This is a genomic window from Streptosporangium nanhuense (genome assembly GCF_059358815.1).
Genome location: NZ_JCADBG010000008.1, coordinates 252,273 through 268,386, shown reverse-complemented (window position 1 = coordinate 268,386; position 16,114 = coordinate 252,273). Strand labels below are relative to the sequence as shown.

The window sequence follows — 16,114 nt, the reverse complement described above, 5'->3', positions numbered from 1 at the left end:
ATGGCCACCGCCCCCGAGAGGCTCCTGCTCCGCCTGGAGTGGAAGGTCGTCCGCAGGCTCGACGGCCGGCTCCAGGGCGCCCACCGCACCGCGCACCGCGGCTCCGGGATCGACTTCACCGGGTTGCGCCCCTACGGCGACGGCGACGACGCCCGGCACATCGACTGGAACGTGACCGCCCGGCTGGACGAGCCGCACCTGCGGGTGTTCACCGAGGACCGCGAGCTGACGGTGTGGCTCGTCCTCGACCGGTCGGCCTCGATGGCGGCCGGCCGGCCGGGACGCGGCAAGCACGACGTACTCGCCGAGCTCACGCTCGTCCTCGCCCGGCTGTTCGGCAGGGGCGGCAACCGCGTCGGCGCCCTGCTGTTCGACACCGGGACACCGCGCGTCGTGCCGCCCGGCACCTCCCGGCGGCACGCGCTGCGGATCGGCGCCGAGCTGGAACGCACCTCCGAGGCACGTGACGGCACCTCCAGGTCGCGCGGCGGCATCTTCAAGAGGCGCGGCGGCACCTCCGAGACGCGCGGCGGCACCACCGACCTGGCGGAGATGCTCGACGCGGCCGGACGGCTCGCGCGCCGCCGCGCGCTCATCGTCGTGCTGTCGGACTTCATCGGCGACGGCGACTGGGAGCGCTCGCTCCAGCGCCTGGCCCGGCGGCACGAGGTGGTCGCCCTGCGGATCGTGGACACCGCCGACGACGTGCTGCCCGAGGCCGGGCTGATCGTGGTCGAGGACGCCGAGACCGGCGAGCAGCTCGTCGTCGACTCCGCCGACCCGCTTTTACGGGTCCGCCTCCGCGCCGCCGTCGACGCCCGCGACGCCCGGCTCCAGGCGGGCATGCGCAGGGCCGGGGTGCCCGTCCACCGCATCGACACCGACCGCGACCTGGCCGAGGCGCTCGTCGAGGTCGTCGCCCGGACCGGGGACCGATCGCCATGACCGAACCCGCCGAGGTCGTCGACGGACTCACGAGGCCGGCCGTCGCCAACAGGTACACAAGACCCGAGGTCGCCAACCGGCACGCGAGACCGGCGACCGCCAACAGGCACACAAAGCCCGAGATCGCCAACCAGCACGCGAGACCGACGGTCGCCAACCGACGCACAAAGCCCGAGGTCTCCAACCGGCACACACGACCCGAGGTCGCCAACCGGCACATGAGGCCCGCGAAGGAGGCCTCATGACCCTGTCCTCCTCGCTGCTGCTGGTCGTCGGGCTGCTCGTCACGGCGGCGCTCGCCTGGGCGGCCGTCGTCTCGGCGCGCCGCCGTACGGCCGCCCTCACCGCGGCCGGGGTCGCCGTGCCGGGCGGGCGCCGGGCGTACCTCGGCACCGGCCTGACGATCGCCGGCGTCGGGGTGCTCGCGGTCGCCGCCGCCGGGCCGACGGCCATGGTGCCGGTCCCGCGGACCGCGGGCACCGTCATCCTCGCCATCGACGTCTCCAACAGCATGGGGGCCGACGACGTCACGCCCACCCGGCTGGCGGCCGCGCAGCGGGCGGCCCGCGCGTTCGTGACGGCGCAGCCCGACAGCGTCGACATCGGGGTCGTCGCGTTCGAGCGGGGCGCGCTCACCACCGCCCGGCCCGACGCCGACCACTCCGTCGCGCTCAAGGCCATCGACCGGCTGAAGATCACCGGCGGCACCTCGCTGGGGGCGGCCATCACGGCCTCCCTGTCGGCGATCACCGGCAAGCAGGTGGTCCTCGGCCGCGACGGCGCCGCGCCCGAGATCGGCTACTGGCCGTCGGCGACGATCGTGATGTTCTCCGACGGCCAGAACCAGGGCGCGGACGTCGAGCGGGCCGCCACCCTGGCCCAGGGCGCGGGCGTCCACATCCACACCGTCGGGGTCGGCACCACGGCCGGGGCGACGGTGAAGGTCGACGGCTACCACCTGCAGACCTCGCTCGAGGAGGACACCCTCACCTCGATCGCGCAGACCTCCGGCGGCGCCTACCACCCCGCCTCCGACACCGCGCGGCTCGACGGGATCGCCGACACGATCGACCTGCGGCTCACCGTCTCCGACGAGCCGCTGCCCCTCGCCGGCGGGCTGATCGGGCTCGCCCTCGCGCTGCTCACCGCGGGCGCCGCGCTCACCGTGCTCCGGTCTGGACGGGTGATCTGAATGTCCTTCTCATGGCCCTGGGCACTGCTGTCCATCCTGGTCATCCCGCTGATCCTCGCCGTCCGCGAGTGGGCGCGGCGCCGCCGCCGGCGGGCCGTCGTGCGCGTCACCTCGATCGCGCTCGTACGCGGCGCCCTGCCCGGCCGTACGCGCTGGACGCGGAAGATCCCAGCGGTGCTGTTCGTGACCGGGCTCGCGCTGCTCGCGGTCGGGGCCGCGCGACCGCAGGCGTCGGTCCCGGTGCCGCAGACGGCGGTGACGATCCTGCTCGCGCTCGACACCTCCGGCTCCATGTGCTCCACGGACGTCGACCCCAACCGCCTCACCGCCGCGAGGAAGGCCGCCGCCGAGTTCATCGAGTCGCAGCGGGACGGGCCACGCATCGGCCTGGTCACCTTCGCGGGCAGCGCGGGCCTGCTCGTCCCGCCCACCGACGACACCGACTCGCTGATCGAGGCGCTGGACGGCCTCACCGTGTCCCGCGGCACCGCGATCGGGCAGGCCGTGCTCACCTCGATCGACGCGATCGCGGAGGTCGACCCGTCGGTCGCCTCCACCGGCGCGGACCCCGGCAACGGCGGATCGGGCCACGCCGGTGCCGCGATCGTCGTGCTCACCGACGGCGCCAACACCCAGGGCGTCGACCCGCAGCTCGCCGCCCAGGAGGCGGCCCTGCGCCGCCTCCGCGTCTTCACCATCGGCTTCGGCACCACGAACCCGGCCCCGATGGTCTGCGACAACTCACAGTTCGACGGCCGCGGATTCGGCCGCTGGGGCGGCGGCTCCGGCGGCTCCGGCGGCCGGGGCGGATTCGACAGGGGCCGCAGCCCCCGCGTCATCGACGAGCCCGCGCTCAAGCGGATAGCCCAGACCACCGGCGGCTCCTACCACCGCGCCGAGAACGCCGACCAGCTCCAGAGCGCCCTCGACACCCTCCCCGGAAGCTTCACCGTCATCCACCAACGGGTCGACACGGCCGCCGCCTTCGCCGCCACCGGCGCCGTCCTCATCACCGCGGCCCTGTCCCTCTCCCTCTGGTGGAACCGCCCCCGGCCCCCGACCCGCTGACGCACCCCCTCGCCGCTCCCTCCACCGAACCCCCGGCCACGAGGGTAACGGCCTCGAAAAGCCCCTCCGACCACCGATGATCTTTCGGTCTTGTCCCCCGTGCGAGCTACCCGCGAGTGTCCACCGCGCGGTGACGATTCCGGGCCGCCGGATCCATAGCGTTCTCGACGTGGCCGCGGCGTCCAGACCGCGGAACCTCGCGAGGGAGTCGTCATGCGATTGTCGAAGCAGCTCTTGGCCGTCGCGGCGGTGGCCTTCGTCTGCAGCACGGGCGTGCGTGCGGTACAGGGGAACACGCTTCTCACCCTGGTTCTCGGTGTCGCGACAGCCGTCCTTCTGGTGTTCGTGTACGCCTGGGTGGTGCGGTGGTCCGAGCGCCGGTCGCCGGTCGAGGTGGCCGTGAAAGGTGCCGCCGCCGCCATCGGCCGGGGCGTGCTGATCGGTGTCGGGATGTTCGCGGCGGTCATCGCGAACATCGCCTTCCTGGGCGGCTACCGGATCGAGGGCCAGGGCTCGCTGACGGGCGCGGTCGCGCTGTTCGGCTTCATGGCGGCCGCCGTCGTGACAGAGGAGCTGATCTTTCGTGGCATCCTGTTCCGGATCATCGAGGAACGCACCGGCACCTGGATCGCGCTGGCGCTGACCGGCCTGCTGTTCGGCCTGTCGCACCTGTTCAACGAGCACGCCAGCCTGTGGGGCGCCATCGCCATCGCGATCGAGGCCGGCGGCATGCTCGCCGCCGCCTACGCCGCCACCCGCACCCTGTGGGTGCCGATCGGCCTGCACTTCGGCTGGAACTTCGCGGCGGCCGGCATCTTCAGCACCGAGGTCTCCGGAACCGGCGCGACGCAGGGGCTGCTGCACGGCGTGACGTCGGGCCCGGCCCTGCTCACCGGCGGCGAGTTCGGGCCGGAGGCGAGCCCGTACGCGGTTCTGTTCGGCGTGCTGCTGACGATCGCCTTCATGTGGTTGGCCCGCCGGCGCGGCAACCTGGTCCCCCGTCGGCGCGGCGCCCGGGGTGGCGCGACCGCTACGCTCCCCCGGTGACCGATCTCCGGCGGTTCCCGGATCCGTGGCGCCTCCCGGATCCGTGGCGTCGATTCGACGTCACGGTCCGGGATCTTCCGTTCGCGCTGCTGCTGGCCCTCGCATCGTTCCTGCCGGCGCTTCACGAGAGGGGGACGCAACTCGGCGACCTGCCGTCCCGCCCCTTCGACGTGACGGCCCTCGCGGTGCTCGCCCTGGAGTGTCTCCCGCTCGCCGTGCGCCGGCGGTGGCCGGTCGTCTGTCTCGTCCTGGTGTCGCTCGGCTTCGCCCTCGACCAGCTCCTCGCCTACCACATGGTGGCGGGCACCGCCCTGCCCGTCGCGCTCATCAGCGCGGGCGCCTACCTGGAACACCACCGGCGCGTCACCGCGGTCCTTCTCTCCGCGGCCTACCTGCCGCTCGTGCTCGCGCTCGACCGGTCCGGCTCCAACGAGGGGCCGGAGGGATACGTGACGTTCTACCTGGCGCTGGTTCTCGCGTGGGGCATCGGGGCCTGGCTGCGCTCCACCCGGGCCGCCGAGGCCGAACGCCGCCGCCACATCGCCGAGACCACCCGCGCCGCCGAACGCACCCGCATCGCCCGCGAGCTCCACGACGTCGTGACCCACCACGTGACGGCGATGGTCGTGCAGGCCGAGGCGGCACGCTACCTGACCGCCGTACCCGATCGCCTCGACGCGACCCTGAGCGCCGTCACCGACACCGGCCGGCGGGCCATCGCCGACCTGCGGCACCTGCTCGATCTGCTCAACCCCGACCATGACGAGGACGTCAGGATGCCGTCCGCCGACGAACTTCACGCGCTCGTGGAGCGGACGCGCCGGGCAGGGCAGCCGGTGGAGTTCGCCGAGGAGGGGAGACCGGCGCGATCGGCCGGCAGCGCCGAGTTCGTGGCCTATAGGGTCGTGCAGGAGTCCCTGACGAACGCCCTCAAACACGCCCGCGGCAGCCGCACCGTGGTCCACGTGCGCTTCGGCGAGAAGGAGATCAGCGTGGAGGTCAGCACCGACGGTCCCGGCTCACGGACCGGCTCACGGACCGGCTCACGGACCGGCTCGCCCGGCGGGAGCGGGCGGGGCCTCGCCGGGCTCCGCGAGCGGGTCGACGCCCTGAGCGGCGAGTTCAGCGCCGATCGGCAGGCGGGCGGCGGCTTCGTCGTGCGAGCGCGCATCCCCCTGGCGAACCTGTCGTGAACGCCCCGATCCGGGTCCTGGTCTGCGACGACCAGGCGCTCATCCGTACCGGGTTCGCGACGATCCTCGACGCGCAGGCCGACCTCGAGGTGGTGGGCGAGTGCGGGGACGGCCGCGCCGCGGTCGACCTCGCCCACCGGCTGAACCCGGACGTCGTGGTGATGGACGTACGAATGCCGGTGCTCGACGGCATCGAGGCGACCCGCCTGCTGGCCGGTGCCGGGGTGGCGCATCCCGTCAAGGTGCTCGTGGTGACGACGTTCAACCTGGACGAGTACGTGTACGAGGCGCTGCGCGCGGGGGCGAGCGGTTTCCTGCTCAAGGACGCCCCGCCGGCGCAGTTGCTGCACGGCATCCGCACCGTCGCGGCGGGTGCCGCGCTATTGGCACCCGAGGTGACGCGGCAGCTCGTCGGCAGGTATGCCGCGCGGATCCGTCCCACGAAAGGCATGCCGGGCGACATCGCGCTGACCCCGCGCGAGCTGGAGGTACTGCGCCACATCGCCGACGGCCTGTCCAACAGCGAGATCGCCGCGACGCTGGTGCTCAGCCAGGAGACCGTCAAGACGTACGTGTCGCGCATCCTCACCAAGCTCGACCTGCGTGACCGCGTGCAGGCGGTGGTCTACGCCTACCGCAGGGGCCTGGTGACCTGAACTCCACCGTCCCCGGCTTCGTGCCGGCACGGCGTGCCGCTCTTGATCAGACAGTGCCAGGCGGGCCGGGAGAAGGGCCGCATGCCCCATGCGTGCGCCGGGCAAGCCGTTTCGGCAGTCACACGAGCGCGTCAAAGGGCGAGCTGGATCACCGCCGAGCCGACCACCGACCCGATGGAGATCAGAAGCAGCCAGAAGCCCCACCGGATGAGCAGATACTTTCTGGCGACGATCACGCTGACCGCCCAGATCTGTTCGGCCAGGGCGGTCAGATCGTCGTCATCATGTCTGCGCAGCGCGTTGGCGATCTCCACCGCGGAGCCGTACCGGCTGACGTCACCGAAGTAGGTGAAACCCAGCGCGCGCTTCGTGATGCGCGGGTAGACCGCGCTCGCCAGACAGACCAGGGCGGCGAGCGCGCACACCGCCCCCACCCACCACAGCCATTGCAGACCCACGTGCAACTTCAGCGGCGACCAGCTTCCCGCGAGCAGGCCACCGGCGACCGCACCGATGCCCAGCCCCGCCACACCGAGAAGCACCTGTGCCTTCGTGTCCGCTCGGTTGAGTTCCTCACGGGCTTCGGTGAACAGCCGGACACCGTGAACACGCGCCCGCGCGTCACCGTCTCGCGGCGGCGGTACGGACACGACCGTCCTGGTCATCCACCGGAACACCTGTGCCCCCTGGGTGATCGAACCTTGAATTCTCCGGCTGCGCGGATGGCGAAGGACATCGAGGGCCGATTCATGATCAACGCTTTCGACAACCTTTGAACGGCACTCTATGTGATCAACGGTCGATGCCGAATACGCTTGTCGCCGCTCTCGTACGCGCCGCTTCCGGAACACAAGGCGGGCACGACGGCACCGCTGGAGCGGCTCCCGGCCCGCCGCCTCGCCCTGCCGATCGTCCTGGCCGGTCCACGACGCTCCCACCCACCACCCGACGCGACACCTCTGCGAAGGGCTCGCATGCGTGCTGTCACCTGCCGTGGCGCTCGGCGTCGCCTAGATCCGAGCCGCCGTACCTGGCCGCACGCCCTACCGGGATCCCGGGACACCGGCGCCGTTCATCGTCGTGGGAGCCGACTGACATCCCCGCGGGATCACCGTATCTTTACATCGGACCGTCCTCTCCTCAGCACGGGAACAACGTGGACAAGCGTCACACCCCTGGCAGGGTCCCGCGCGACCGTACGCTGATCAGCCGTGCGCTGGACGAGCAACTCCCCTATCCACAGCGCATGTTCGGCAACAAGGACAACCTGGTCGACGTCGTGATGCGCCTGCTTGACGAGCACGAGGACTTCATCCGCCTGGCTCCCTGCCGTCTTTCCGGCTCCACACCCGGATCGGCCGTCATAGCGCTGAGCGATCGGCGCACCCATCTGGCCGACCTCGACATGAGTTACCGGCATTCAGATACGGTCACCATCGACCACGGTGACCTGAGAGCCGTCGTCGTCCACAACGACCGCAGGCTCGGTGTCCTCAACACGGCCGACATCGGGCTCGTGACCGCCTCAGGCGAGATCCTCGTCCGAGGCCTGCTCCGCTGGCAGGCGGAGGCCGTCAAGTCCGAGCTGGAGCTCCTGAGCGGATGCCACGGACGAGCCTCCCGGCCGGAAGCGCACGCTCATGGGGATCTCGGGCGTGAGCTGGTCCGGATGGGCTTCGCCGTGGACATCGTCGACTACAGCGGCCGGTCCGCGCCCCAGAAGAGGGAACTACAGGAGCGGCTGACGGCGATCTTCACCCGGACGATGGACGAGATGGGCCTCGACATCCCCGCGACCGACCGGCAGGGCACCGGTGACGGCATGAACGTCTTCCTGCCGCAGGCCCTGGAACTGCACACCGCGCTGCCCGGCCTGTTGCGCGCCTGGCGCGACCACCTGGCACAGGACAACCGGCACCACGCCGACCGCATGAGGCTGCGCATGGCCGTGGTCCTCGGCCCCGTGGGAATCGCGGTGCTCGGCTACTCCGGTTCCAGCATCATCGAGGTCAGCCGCATGCTCGACAGCGAGTCCCTGCGCCAGGTCATGCGCGACCACCACCAGACCGATCTCGCGGTCCTGGTCTCGGACCTGCTCCACAGGTACACGGTGCGTGAAGGCCACCCTGAACTCGACCCGTTCGACTTCACTCCCTGCGACGTGAGCAACAAGGGCTTCACGACCAGCGCATGGCTGTGGATCGCACGCTGACGGATATCCCTTCCCGAAGCCAGGAAATACTCGGGGGCCGACGACCTGAACGGTCATCGCCCGCCGATCCCGGACCGCGCCCATCATGCCGCGTCACACGGTTCGCTGCGGCTCCTGTCCTTGCTGATCTGTGAAGCCTGCGCACCTTGACCGGTTGCGTCATCCTGCAACAAGATCACCGCAGGTCAGAGGTCTGGCGGCTCAGAACATCGAGATGTGGACGTGGTCGATGTGGTTGGCGGTGTTGCCGCCTCGGTTGGACATCATCTTCCATCCGGCGCCGGTGCGGACGTCGTAGTACTTCTGCTGCCAGATGATGTACATGACCCCGAGGCGGTCGCCGTTCTCGATGGCCCACTGGGCGAGGCGGTTGCCGCGGTCCAGGGCGTCCGACGCGGGGACGCTGCCGCCGGAGCTCATCATGAAGTCGCAGGCCCGGCCGCTGCCGTGTTCGCCCGGGTCGCCGGGGCGCAGGCAGCCGTAGCCGTACGGCATGGGGAAGTTCTGCAGCACGAGGTTGCGCATGGTGACCGTGCGGGGGGTGAGGCCGCCGTTGCCCGAGGGGGTCTGGAAGCCGTACTTGGCCAGGAGTCTCTCGATCCTGACCCGCTGCCGCTTGAGGTCGGCGATGTCCTTCTTGAGCTTGACGATCTTCGTGTCGGCGGACTTCTCCGCGGCCTTGGCCCTCTTGATGAGGTCCTTGACCCGGTTGAGCTGGGTGGCGCGGCGGCTGGCCAGGTAGGACATGGTGGCGGCCTGGCCGAGGGCCAGGTTGGCGTCGCCCTGGAAGCTCAGCAGGTTGCCGTCGTCGAGGGCACCGCCCATGTAGGCCGTCTGGGCGAAGCGCACGACGTCGGTCTCGGCGTTGGCCAGGGCGCGCCTGAGGCTCTTGGCGTTGGTCGTGGCCTTGCCGGCCTGGACCCGGGTCTCCTCCAGGCTCTGCACCTGGCCGCGGTAGCTCTTGTTGATCGCGGCGGCCTCTTGGGTCAGCTTCTTCAGCTCAGCCTCGGGGTTGGGCCTGGCGGTCTGCAACGGGGTGGCGCCGGCGACGGCGGGCGACAGGAGCAGGACGGTGAGTACGGCAGCCAATGCGGCTGCGCGAGTCGGCCTCACGCTTCGCTCACCTCCGGAGCCCCCTCATGGACGGAGCGAAACTATAGAAGACGATCTTGAAGCTCGCCACCGGAACGAAGGAACTCGCGCACCATTGGTGAACTATCTACCCTTTTAGGGTGATTTAAACAGGTACTGCGGGACATGTCACTCCTGTCACTCTGGGGAATCCTCGCACAGAACGCACCACTCCACTTGCGGAGGAAGACGCCTCAGACCAAGGACCCCAGGAGCGTCTCGGCCCAGACCCCGGAAGCCTCCCGGCACGGACCCCGGGAGCGTCTCGGCCCAGACCCCGGAAGCCTCCCGGCACGGACCCCGGGAGCGTCTCGGCCCAGCCCCTGGGAGCCTCCCAGCACAGGACGCGAGAGCGTCCCGGCACAGGACATACGGACGCCTCACTTCAAGGCACAGGGGTGTTTCCGCCCACGGCGCGGGGACATTCCGGCCCGGGACACGAAGACGCCGGCGACCCTTGTCATCTGCGACAGAACATGATTCGGTCTCAAGCAGCGGTGGGGCGCGTGGCGCCCCGCCCAGCGGATGAAACCGTCCGAGAATCGCGACTCCGGCCCGCCCACCAGGAGGCAATACATGCGCCAGCACGACACGCTCTTCATCGGAGGCGACTGGGTGGCCCCCGCCGGGACCGGCGTCATCGACGTCGTCTCCCCCCATACGGAGGAGGTCGTCGGCCGGGTTCCCGACGGCACCCCCGCCGACATGGACCGGGCGGTGGCCGCCGCCCGCCAGGCGTTCGACCACGGCCCGTGGCCCCGGATGACGATGGCCGAGCGCGCGGCCGTCGTCGGCAGGCTCGCCGAGATCTACGCGGCCCGCCAGGGCGAGATGGCCGAGCTCATCACCCTGGAGATGGGCTCCCCCATCACCTTCTCCCAGCTGGCGCAGGCCCCGCAGCCGCTCGGCATGCTCCAGTACTACTCCGAGCTGGGCAAGACCTTCCCCGTCGAGGAGGAGCGCCCCGGCACCTTCGGCACCGTGACCGTCCGCCGCGAGCCGGTGGGCGTGGTCGCCGCCGTGGTCCCGTGGAACGTCCCGCAGTTCGTCATCATGATCAAGCTGGCCCCCGCCCTCGTCGCGGGGTGCACGGTCGTGGTCAAGCCCGCGCCCGAGACCCCGCTCGACTCCTACCTGCTGGCCGAGATGGTCAAGGAGGCCGGCATCCCCGACGGCGTCGTCAACATCGTCGCCGCCGGGCGCGAGACGAGTGAGCACCTGATCTCCCACCCGGACGTGGACAAGGTCGCCTTCACCGGTTCCACCGCCGCCGGGCGGCGCATCGCGGCGATCTGCGGCGAGCAGCTCAAGCGGTGCACCCTGGAGCTGGGCGGCAAGTCCGCGGCGATCATCCTCGACGACTGCGACCTGCCCTCCGCGATGGGCTTCCTGTCGATCGCCTCGCTGATGAACAACGGCCAGGCCTGCGTCGCCCAGACCCGCATCCTCGCCTCGCGCAACCGCTACGACGAGGTCGTGGACGCGGTCTCGGCGATGGTACGGGGCATGCCGGTCGGCGACCCGTCCGACCCGGCGACCGGCATCGGCCCGATGGTCGCCAAGCGGCAGCAGGAGCGGGTCGAGGGCTACATCAAGATCGGCATCGACGAGGGCGCCAAGCCGGTCGTCGGCGGCCTGGAGCGCCCCCACGACCGCGGCTGGTACGTGGCCCCGACCGTGTTCGCGGGCGCCACCAACGAGATGCGCATCGCCCGCGAGGAGATCTTCGGCCCGGTCCTGGCGGTGATCCCGTACGAGGACGAGAAGGACGCCATCCGGATCGCCAACGACAGCGACTACGGCCTGGCCGGGACGGTGTGGACCGCGGACACCGAGCACGGCATGGACGTCGCCCGCCAGGTGCGCGCCGGCACCTACGGCGTCAACCTCTTCATGATCGAGAACAGCTCGCCCTTCGGCGGCTTCAAGGGCAGCGGCCTCGGCCGCGAGCTGGGCCCCGAGGGGCTGTCGTCCTACCTGGAGTACAAGTCGATCGCCCGCCTGGGCTGAGACCGGCCTCGCGGGACCTCAGGTGTGGCTCGTACGGCTCACGACGAGCCGTACGAGCCACACCGCCGGACGGACCGCCCAGCGCACCCCCGCGACGCTGGGCGACCGTCCGACCACAAGAAGTATGTCCCACGACGACCGCCGAGCGATGATTCGGGTCCCGAGGACTTCTCCCGGCGGATCGCATTCATCCGCTGTCGTGGTAGACGTCTTTCATCCGCGATCGGTTCGGGAAACGACGGAAAGAGTTTGGCGGGCGATCTCGAACTCCTCGTCCGTGGGGATCACCGCGACCTTCACGGCCCCGCCGTCGGCGGAGACGAGCGTGTCGCCGCGCGCGTTGCGCACCGGGTCCACGGTGATGCCGAGCGCCCCGAGACCGGTCAGCGCCCTCTCCCTGATCAGGGCGGAGTTCTCCCCGACCCCGCCGGTGAAGGCGATGACGTCGACCGTGCCGAGGACGGCGTAGTAGGCGCCGACGTACTTGCGGAGCCGGTGGCAGTAGACCGACACGGCCAGCTCGGCCTCCGGGTCGCCCTCGGCCAGCCGTTCCGTCACCGCGCGCATGTCGTTGTCGCCGCTGAGACCGAGCATGCCGCTGCGGCGGTTGAGCAGCGTGTCGACCTCGTCGAGGGACATGCCTCCCGTGCGCGCCAGGTAGATGACCACCGCCGGGTCCAGGTCGCCGCTGCGGGTCCCCATGACGAGGCCTTCGAGCGGGGTCATGCCCATGGACGTGTCGACGCACCGCCCGGCGGACACCGCCGAGGCGCTGGCGCCGTTGCCGAGGTGCAGGACGATCACGTTGGCCTCCGGCCCGCCCGCGAGGAGGGCGGCCTCGCGGGAGACGTACGCGTGTGAGGTGCCGTGGAAGCCGTAGCGCCGCACCCCCAGCCGCGCGGCCACCTCGCGGTCGATCGCGTACGTCGAGGCGGCCGGGGGGATCGTGGCGTGGAAGGCGGTGTCGAAGACGGCGACCTGCGGCAGGTCGGGGCGGAGCCTGCGGGCGACCTCGATGCCCGCCAGGTTGGCGGGGTTGTGCAGGGGCGCGAGCGGGACGAGCTCCTCGATCCCCCTGACCACCTCGTCGGTGATCAGTGTGGGCCGGGTGAAGGCCGTGCCCCCGTGCACCACCCGGTGCCCGATCGCGGTGAGCTCGGGGGAGTCGAGCCCCAGGCCGTCGGCGGCCAGCCGGGCGGCGACGGCCTCCAGCGCCGCCCGGTGGCCGGTCACCGGGGAGCCGGGCTCGCCGATGCGCTCCACCGTTCCCGAGGCGAGCCGCTCGGCGCCGGACAGGAGCCGGTACTTCAGCGAGGAGGACCCGGAGTTGAGGACCAGCACCCGGCCGGGAAGGCTCCCGCGCCCCGGATTCCCACCAGGCTGCCCCGCCCGCCCCGAACCGCTCCCCTCGGAGGTCCCTGCCGCTCCGGAGGTCCCGGCCGTCCGCGCGCCTCGCTCGTCGCTCAAGGGGTGACCTCCTGTGCCTGTACGGCGGTGATGGCGACGGTGCTCACGATGTCGGTGACCAGGGCCCCGCGCGACAGGTCGTTGACCGGCCTGCGCAGCCCCTGAAGGACCGGCCCGACCGCGACGGCGCCGGCCGAGCGCTGCACGGCCTTGTAGGTGTTGTTGCCGGTGTTCAGGTCCGGGAAGATCAGCACGGTCGCGCGCCCCGCGACCTGCGATCCGGGCAGCTTGGCGGCGGCGACCCTGGCGTCCACCGCCGCGTCGTACTGGACGGGCCCCTCGACCAGCAGGTCCGGCGCCCGCTCGGCGACCAGGGCGGTGGCGGCGCGGACCTTGTCGACGTCGGCGCCGCTGCCCGACTCGCCGGTGGAGTAGGACAGCATCGCGATCCTCGGCTCGACGCCGAACCGCCTCGCCGTACGGGCCGAGGAGATCGCGATGTCGGCGAGCGTCTCGGCGCCGGGGTCGGGGTTGATCGCGCAGTCTCCGTAGACGAGCACCCGGTCGGCCAGGCACATGAAGAACACCGAGGAGACGACCGAGGTGTCGGGAACCGTCTTGATGATCTGGAAGGCAGGCAGGATCGTGGCGGCCGTGGTGTGCGCGGCCCCGGAGACCATGCCGTGCACCAGGCCCCGGTGCAACATCATCGTGCCGAAGAAGTTGACGTCGGCGACCACGTCCATGGCCAGCTCGGAGGTCATCCCCTTGTGCGCCCTCAGCGCGGCGTACTCCTCGGCGAACGACTCCCGCAGCGGCGAGGTGAGCGGGTCGGCGACGGTCGCGCCCGACAGGTCGAGGCCGAGGTCGCCGATCCGCCGCCGCACCGCGTCCTCCCTGCCGAGGAGGGTGATGTCGACGATGCCGCGCCGCAGCAGGATGTCGGCCGCCCGCAGGATGCGGTCGTCCTCGCCCTCCGGCAGCACGATGTGCCGCCGGTCGGCCCGCGCCCGCTCCAGCAGGGTGTGCTCGAACATCATCGGGGTGACCCGCTCGGAGCGGGTCAGTTCGATCCTGTCGGCCAGGCCGGCCGCGTCCACGTGCGCCTCGAAGTGGCCGAGGGCCGTCTCGATCTTTCGCGGGTTGTCGGCGGTGAGCCGCCCCTCCAGCCCGGCCAGGGTGGTCGCCACGGTGAAGCTGTCCTCCTCGGCCGCCAGCACCGGCACACCGGGCGCCAGACGGGCTGTGAGCTCCCGTACGGCCTCGCTGGGCCTCTCCCCCACCGTGAGGACGACCCCGGCCGGTCTGGCCGTACCGGCCGCCTCGACGGCCAGCGAGACCAGCAGCAGGTCCGCGCGGTCACCCGGCGTGATCACGAGCGCGCCGTCGACGAGGTGCTCCAGGAACACCGGGAGCGTGGCCCCGCCGAACACGAAGCCGAGCACGTCGCGCGGCAGGCCGTCCTCGCCCTGGATCAGCTCGGCGTCCACGGCCCGCATGACCTGCGCGACGGTCGGTGCCGACAGCGACGGGTGCTCGGGCACGGCGTAGTGGGGCACCGGCAGGTCGCACTCGATGACCGTGCCCTCGGGCACCCGGTTGGCGATCACCGCGAGCACCGTGCAGCCCAGGTCGGAGAAGACCTGGTAGCCGGTACGCATCTCCGTCGCGATCTCCTCGGCGTCGTCGCCGTGCGCGCCCACCACCACGATCACCGGGGCGCCGAACTCGGCGGCCAGGCGGGCGTTGAAGGCCAGCTCGCGCGGCAGGTCGTCGGTGTCGAAGGAGCTGCCGAGCACCAGCAGGGCGTCACACTCGCGCTCCAGGGTGTGGAAGCGGGCGACCAGGCGGCCGATGAGCTCCTCGGCGCCCCGCTCGGCGTAGATCTCCGCGGCGTCCTCGGCGGTCACCCCGGTCGCCGAGGCGGCGGGGCGGTATCTGGCCTTGAGCAGCTCCAGGGTGCGGTCCTCGCCGCCCCTCGTGATCGGCCGGAAGACCCCCGTGCGGTCGGCCCGCCCGGTCAGCAGCTCCATCAGGCCGAGCTCGACGATCTGCCTGCCGTCTCCCCGCCCGAGACCCGCAACGTAGATGCTCCGCATGCGTCCCTTTCCTCGCCTCTGCCCGCCGCCGTCACGTCGCGCCCCTGCCCGCCGCCGTCACGTCGCCATCCGGTCAATCTTCACCAGGCATGCGGTCAATCTTCATGAGGATAGACATCTTCCGGGGGGCCGGAACGGGCCGCGGCCCATCTCCCGATGCGACGGACCAGATCCGGGGTGGCCGCCGACTCCGCGTGGCCGAAGCCGGGCTCGATCCACAGCTCCCTCGGCTCGTTCGCGGCCTCGTAGATCTGGTAGGCGTGGTCGAGGGGGAAGAACCGGTCCGCGTCGCCGTGCACGACCAGGAGCGGCGCCGGCGAGATCTTCGCGGCCGCCTCGTACGGCGCCAGCGGCAGCGGGTTCCACACGCCCTTCATGATCCGGGTGCGCTTGCCCAGCCGCGCGGCCAGCCGTCCCATCGGCCTCTCGATCGCCCAGTGCACCTGGCGCATCGGCCTGGTCCCCCGGTAGTACCAGCGCGCGGGCGCGCTCACCGACACCACCGCGTCCACGCCGCCCAGCAACCCCGCGTGCCGTACGGCCACCGCCCCGCCCATGGAGAACCCGACGGTCACGACCCTGCGGTAGCCGACCGCCCGCGCGTGCCGTACCGCCGCCTCCACGTCGAGGATCTCCAGGTCCCCCACGGTCGACCTGCCTCCCGAGCGGCCGTGTCCCCTGAAGTCGAACGCCACCACCCCGCCGAACCCGCTGAGCACGTGGGCGATGCGACGCGTCGGGCGTTCCCTGAGCGATCCGGTGAAGCCGTGGGCCAGGACGATCCCGAGGTCGCCGGCGCCGCGCGAGGGGGTGTGGGCGGCGTCTATCCGCAGGTTGTCGCGGGTTTTGAGCATTACGGGAAACGATGGTGCGAGAGGCATGGATCCGAGCTTAGGGAGTGGCGGAGGCCCGGCCGCGACCCGCCCCGCAGCCCGGCGCGCCCTGCTCCGCACGCCTTTCACGCCCTGCCCGCACCCCCGGTGCGGCCCGGTCCGCCGTACCGGTCACAGGCCGCCCCCGGGAGGGCCCGGGAGGTGTCCGGAGGGTGAATTGGCGCACTTCATCTGCCGGAGGCGTGAGAGCGATTGTCCGGATCAACTAAAATGGGAAGGCCGCACAGTCCGCGGCCAGCCTCCACGATCACAGAGTGAGAC

The 16,114-nt window shown here is 71.4% G+C and carries 13 protein-coding genes; 8 read left to right on the top strand and 5 right to left on the bottom strand.

From position 1 onward, the window contains the following. The 6 genes from AC5L38_RS18110 (at position 1) to AC5L38_RS18085 (ending at position 6,101) form a co-directional block, all read left to right on the top strand. A complete protein-coding gene (locus AC5L38_RS18110; protein ID WP_495243961.1) occupies positions 1-945 on the top strand; it encodes a DUF58 domain-containing protein in 945 nt (314 codons plus the stop codon). A 241-nt stretch (positions 946-1,186) separates the two neighbouring features. Further along, positions 1,187-2,137, top strand: a complete 951-nt coding sequence (locus AC5L38_RS18105) for a VWA domain-containing protein (RefSeq protein WP_495243960.1) — start codon at positions 1,187-1,189, stop codon at positions 2,135-2,137. Beyond that, a complete protein-coding gene (locus AC5L38_RS18100) occupies positions 2,138-3,205 on the top strand; it encodes a VWA domain-containing protein (RefSeq protein WP_495243959.1) in 1,068 nt (355 codons plus the stop codon). It begins immediately after the preceding gene. A gap of 213 nt (positions 3,206-3,418) precedes the next feature. Continuing rightward, positions 3,419-4,252, top strand: a complete 834-nt coding sequence (locus AC5L38_RS18095) for a CPBP family intramembrane glutamic endopeptidase (RefSeq protein ID WP_495243958.1) — start codon at positions 3,419-3,421, stop codon at positions 4,250-4,252. Then, entirely contained in the window at positions 4,249-5,445 is a 1,197-nt protein-coding gene (locus AC5L38_RS18090) for a sensor histidine kinase (RefSeq protein ID WP_495243957.1), read from the top strand. Before AC5L38_RS18095 ends, AC5L38_RS18090 begins: the two co-directional genes overlap by 4 nt. Further along, positions 5,442-6,101, top strand: a complete 660-nt coding sequence (locus AC5L38_RS18085) for a response regulator (protein WP_495243956.1) — start codon at positions 5,442-5,444, stop codon at positions 6,099-6,101. Before AC5L38_RS18090 ends, AC5L38_RS18085 begins: the two co-directional genes overlap by 4 nt. 131 nt (positions 6,102-6,232) lie before the next feature. Here the strand turns inward: AC5L38_RS18085 and AC5L38_RS18080 are convergent, their stop codons facing one another. After that, complete coding sequence (locus AC5L38_RS18080) at positions 6,233-6,766, bottom strand: Pycsar system effector family protein (protein ID WP_495243955.1); 534 nt, start codon at positions 6,764-6,766, stop codon at positions 6,233-6,235. 491 nt (positions 6,767-7,257) lie between these two features. Here AC5L38_RS18080 and AC5L38_RS18075 point away from each other — a divergent pair, with 491 nt between their 5' ends. Further along, entirely contained in the window at positions 7,258-8,313 is a 1,056-nt protein-coding gene (locus tag AC5L38_RS18075) for a hypothetical protein (protein WP_495243954.1), read from the top strand. Positions 8,314-8,514: 201 nt separating this feature from the next. Here the strand turns inward: AC5L38_RS18075 and AC5L38_RS18070 are convergent, their stop codons facing one another. Next, positions 8,515-9,402, bottom strand: coding sequence for a coiled-coil domain-containing protein (locus AC5L38_RS18070; protein WP_495243953.1), 888 nt, complete (start codon positions 9,400-9,402; stop codon positions 8,515-8,517). Positions 9,403-10,020: 618 nt separating this feature from the next. Between AC5L38_RS18070 and AC5L38_RS18065 the strand changes: the two genes are divergently transcribed. Further along, entirely contained in the window at positions 10,021-11,454 is a 1,434-nt protein-coding gene (locus tag AC5L38_RS18065; RefSeq protein ID WP_495243952.1) for an aldehyde dehydrogenase, read from the top strand. 213 nt (positions 11,455-11,667) lie between these two features. Here AC5L38_RS18065 and AC5L38_RS18060 read toward each other — a convergent pair whose 3' ends face one another. The 3 genes from AC5L38_RS18060 to AC5L38_RS18050 all read right to left on the bottom strand — a co-directional run bounded on the left by AC5L38_RS18060 (position 11,668) and on the right by AC5L38_RS18050 (position 15,814). Further along, complete coding sequence (locus AC5L38_RS18060; RefSeq protein WP_495243951.1) at positions 11,668-12,921, bottom strand: acetate/propionate family kinase; 1,254 nt, start codon at positions 12,919-12,921, stop codon at positions 11,668-11,670. Continuing rightward, on the bottom strand, positions 12,918-14,960 hold the full coding sequence (gene pta / locus AC5L38_RS18055; RefSeq protein ID WP_495243950.1) for a phosphate acetyltransferase: 2,043 nt from the start codon (positions 14,958-14,960) through the stop codon (positions 12,918-12,920). Before pta ends, AC5L38_RS18060 begins: the two co-directional genes overlap by 4 nt. A 95-nt stretch (positions 14,961-15,055) precedes the next feature. Next, positions 15,056-15,814 (bottom strand): alpha/beta hydrolase, encoded by a 759-nt coding sequence (locus tag AC5L38_RS18050; protein WP_495243949.1) that lies wholly within the window; start codon positions 15,812-15,814, stop codon positions 15,056-15,058. Positions 15,815-16,114 lie beyond the last annotated feature (300 nt).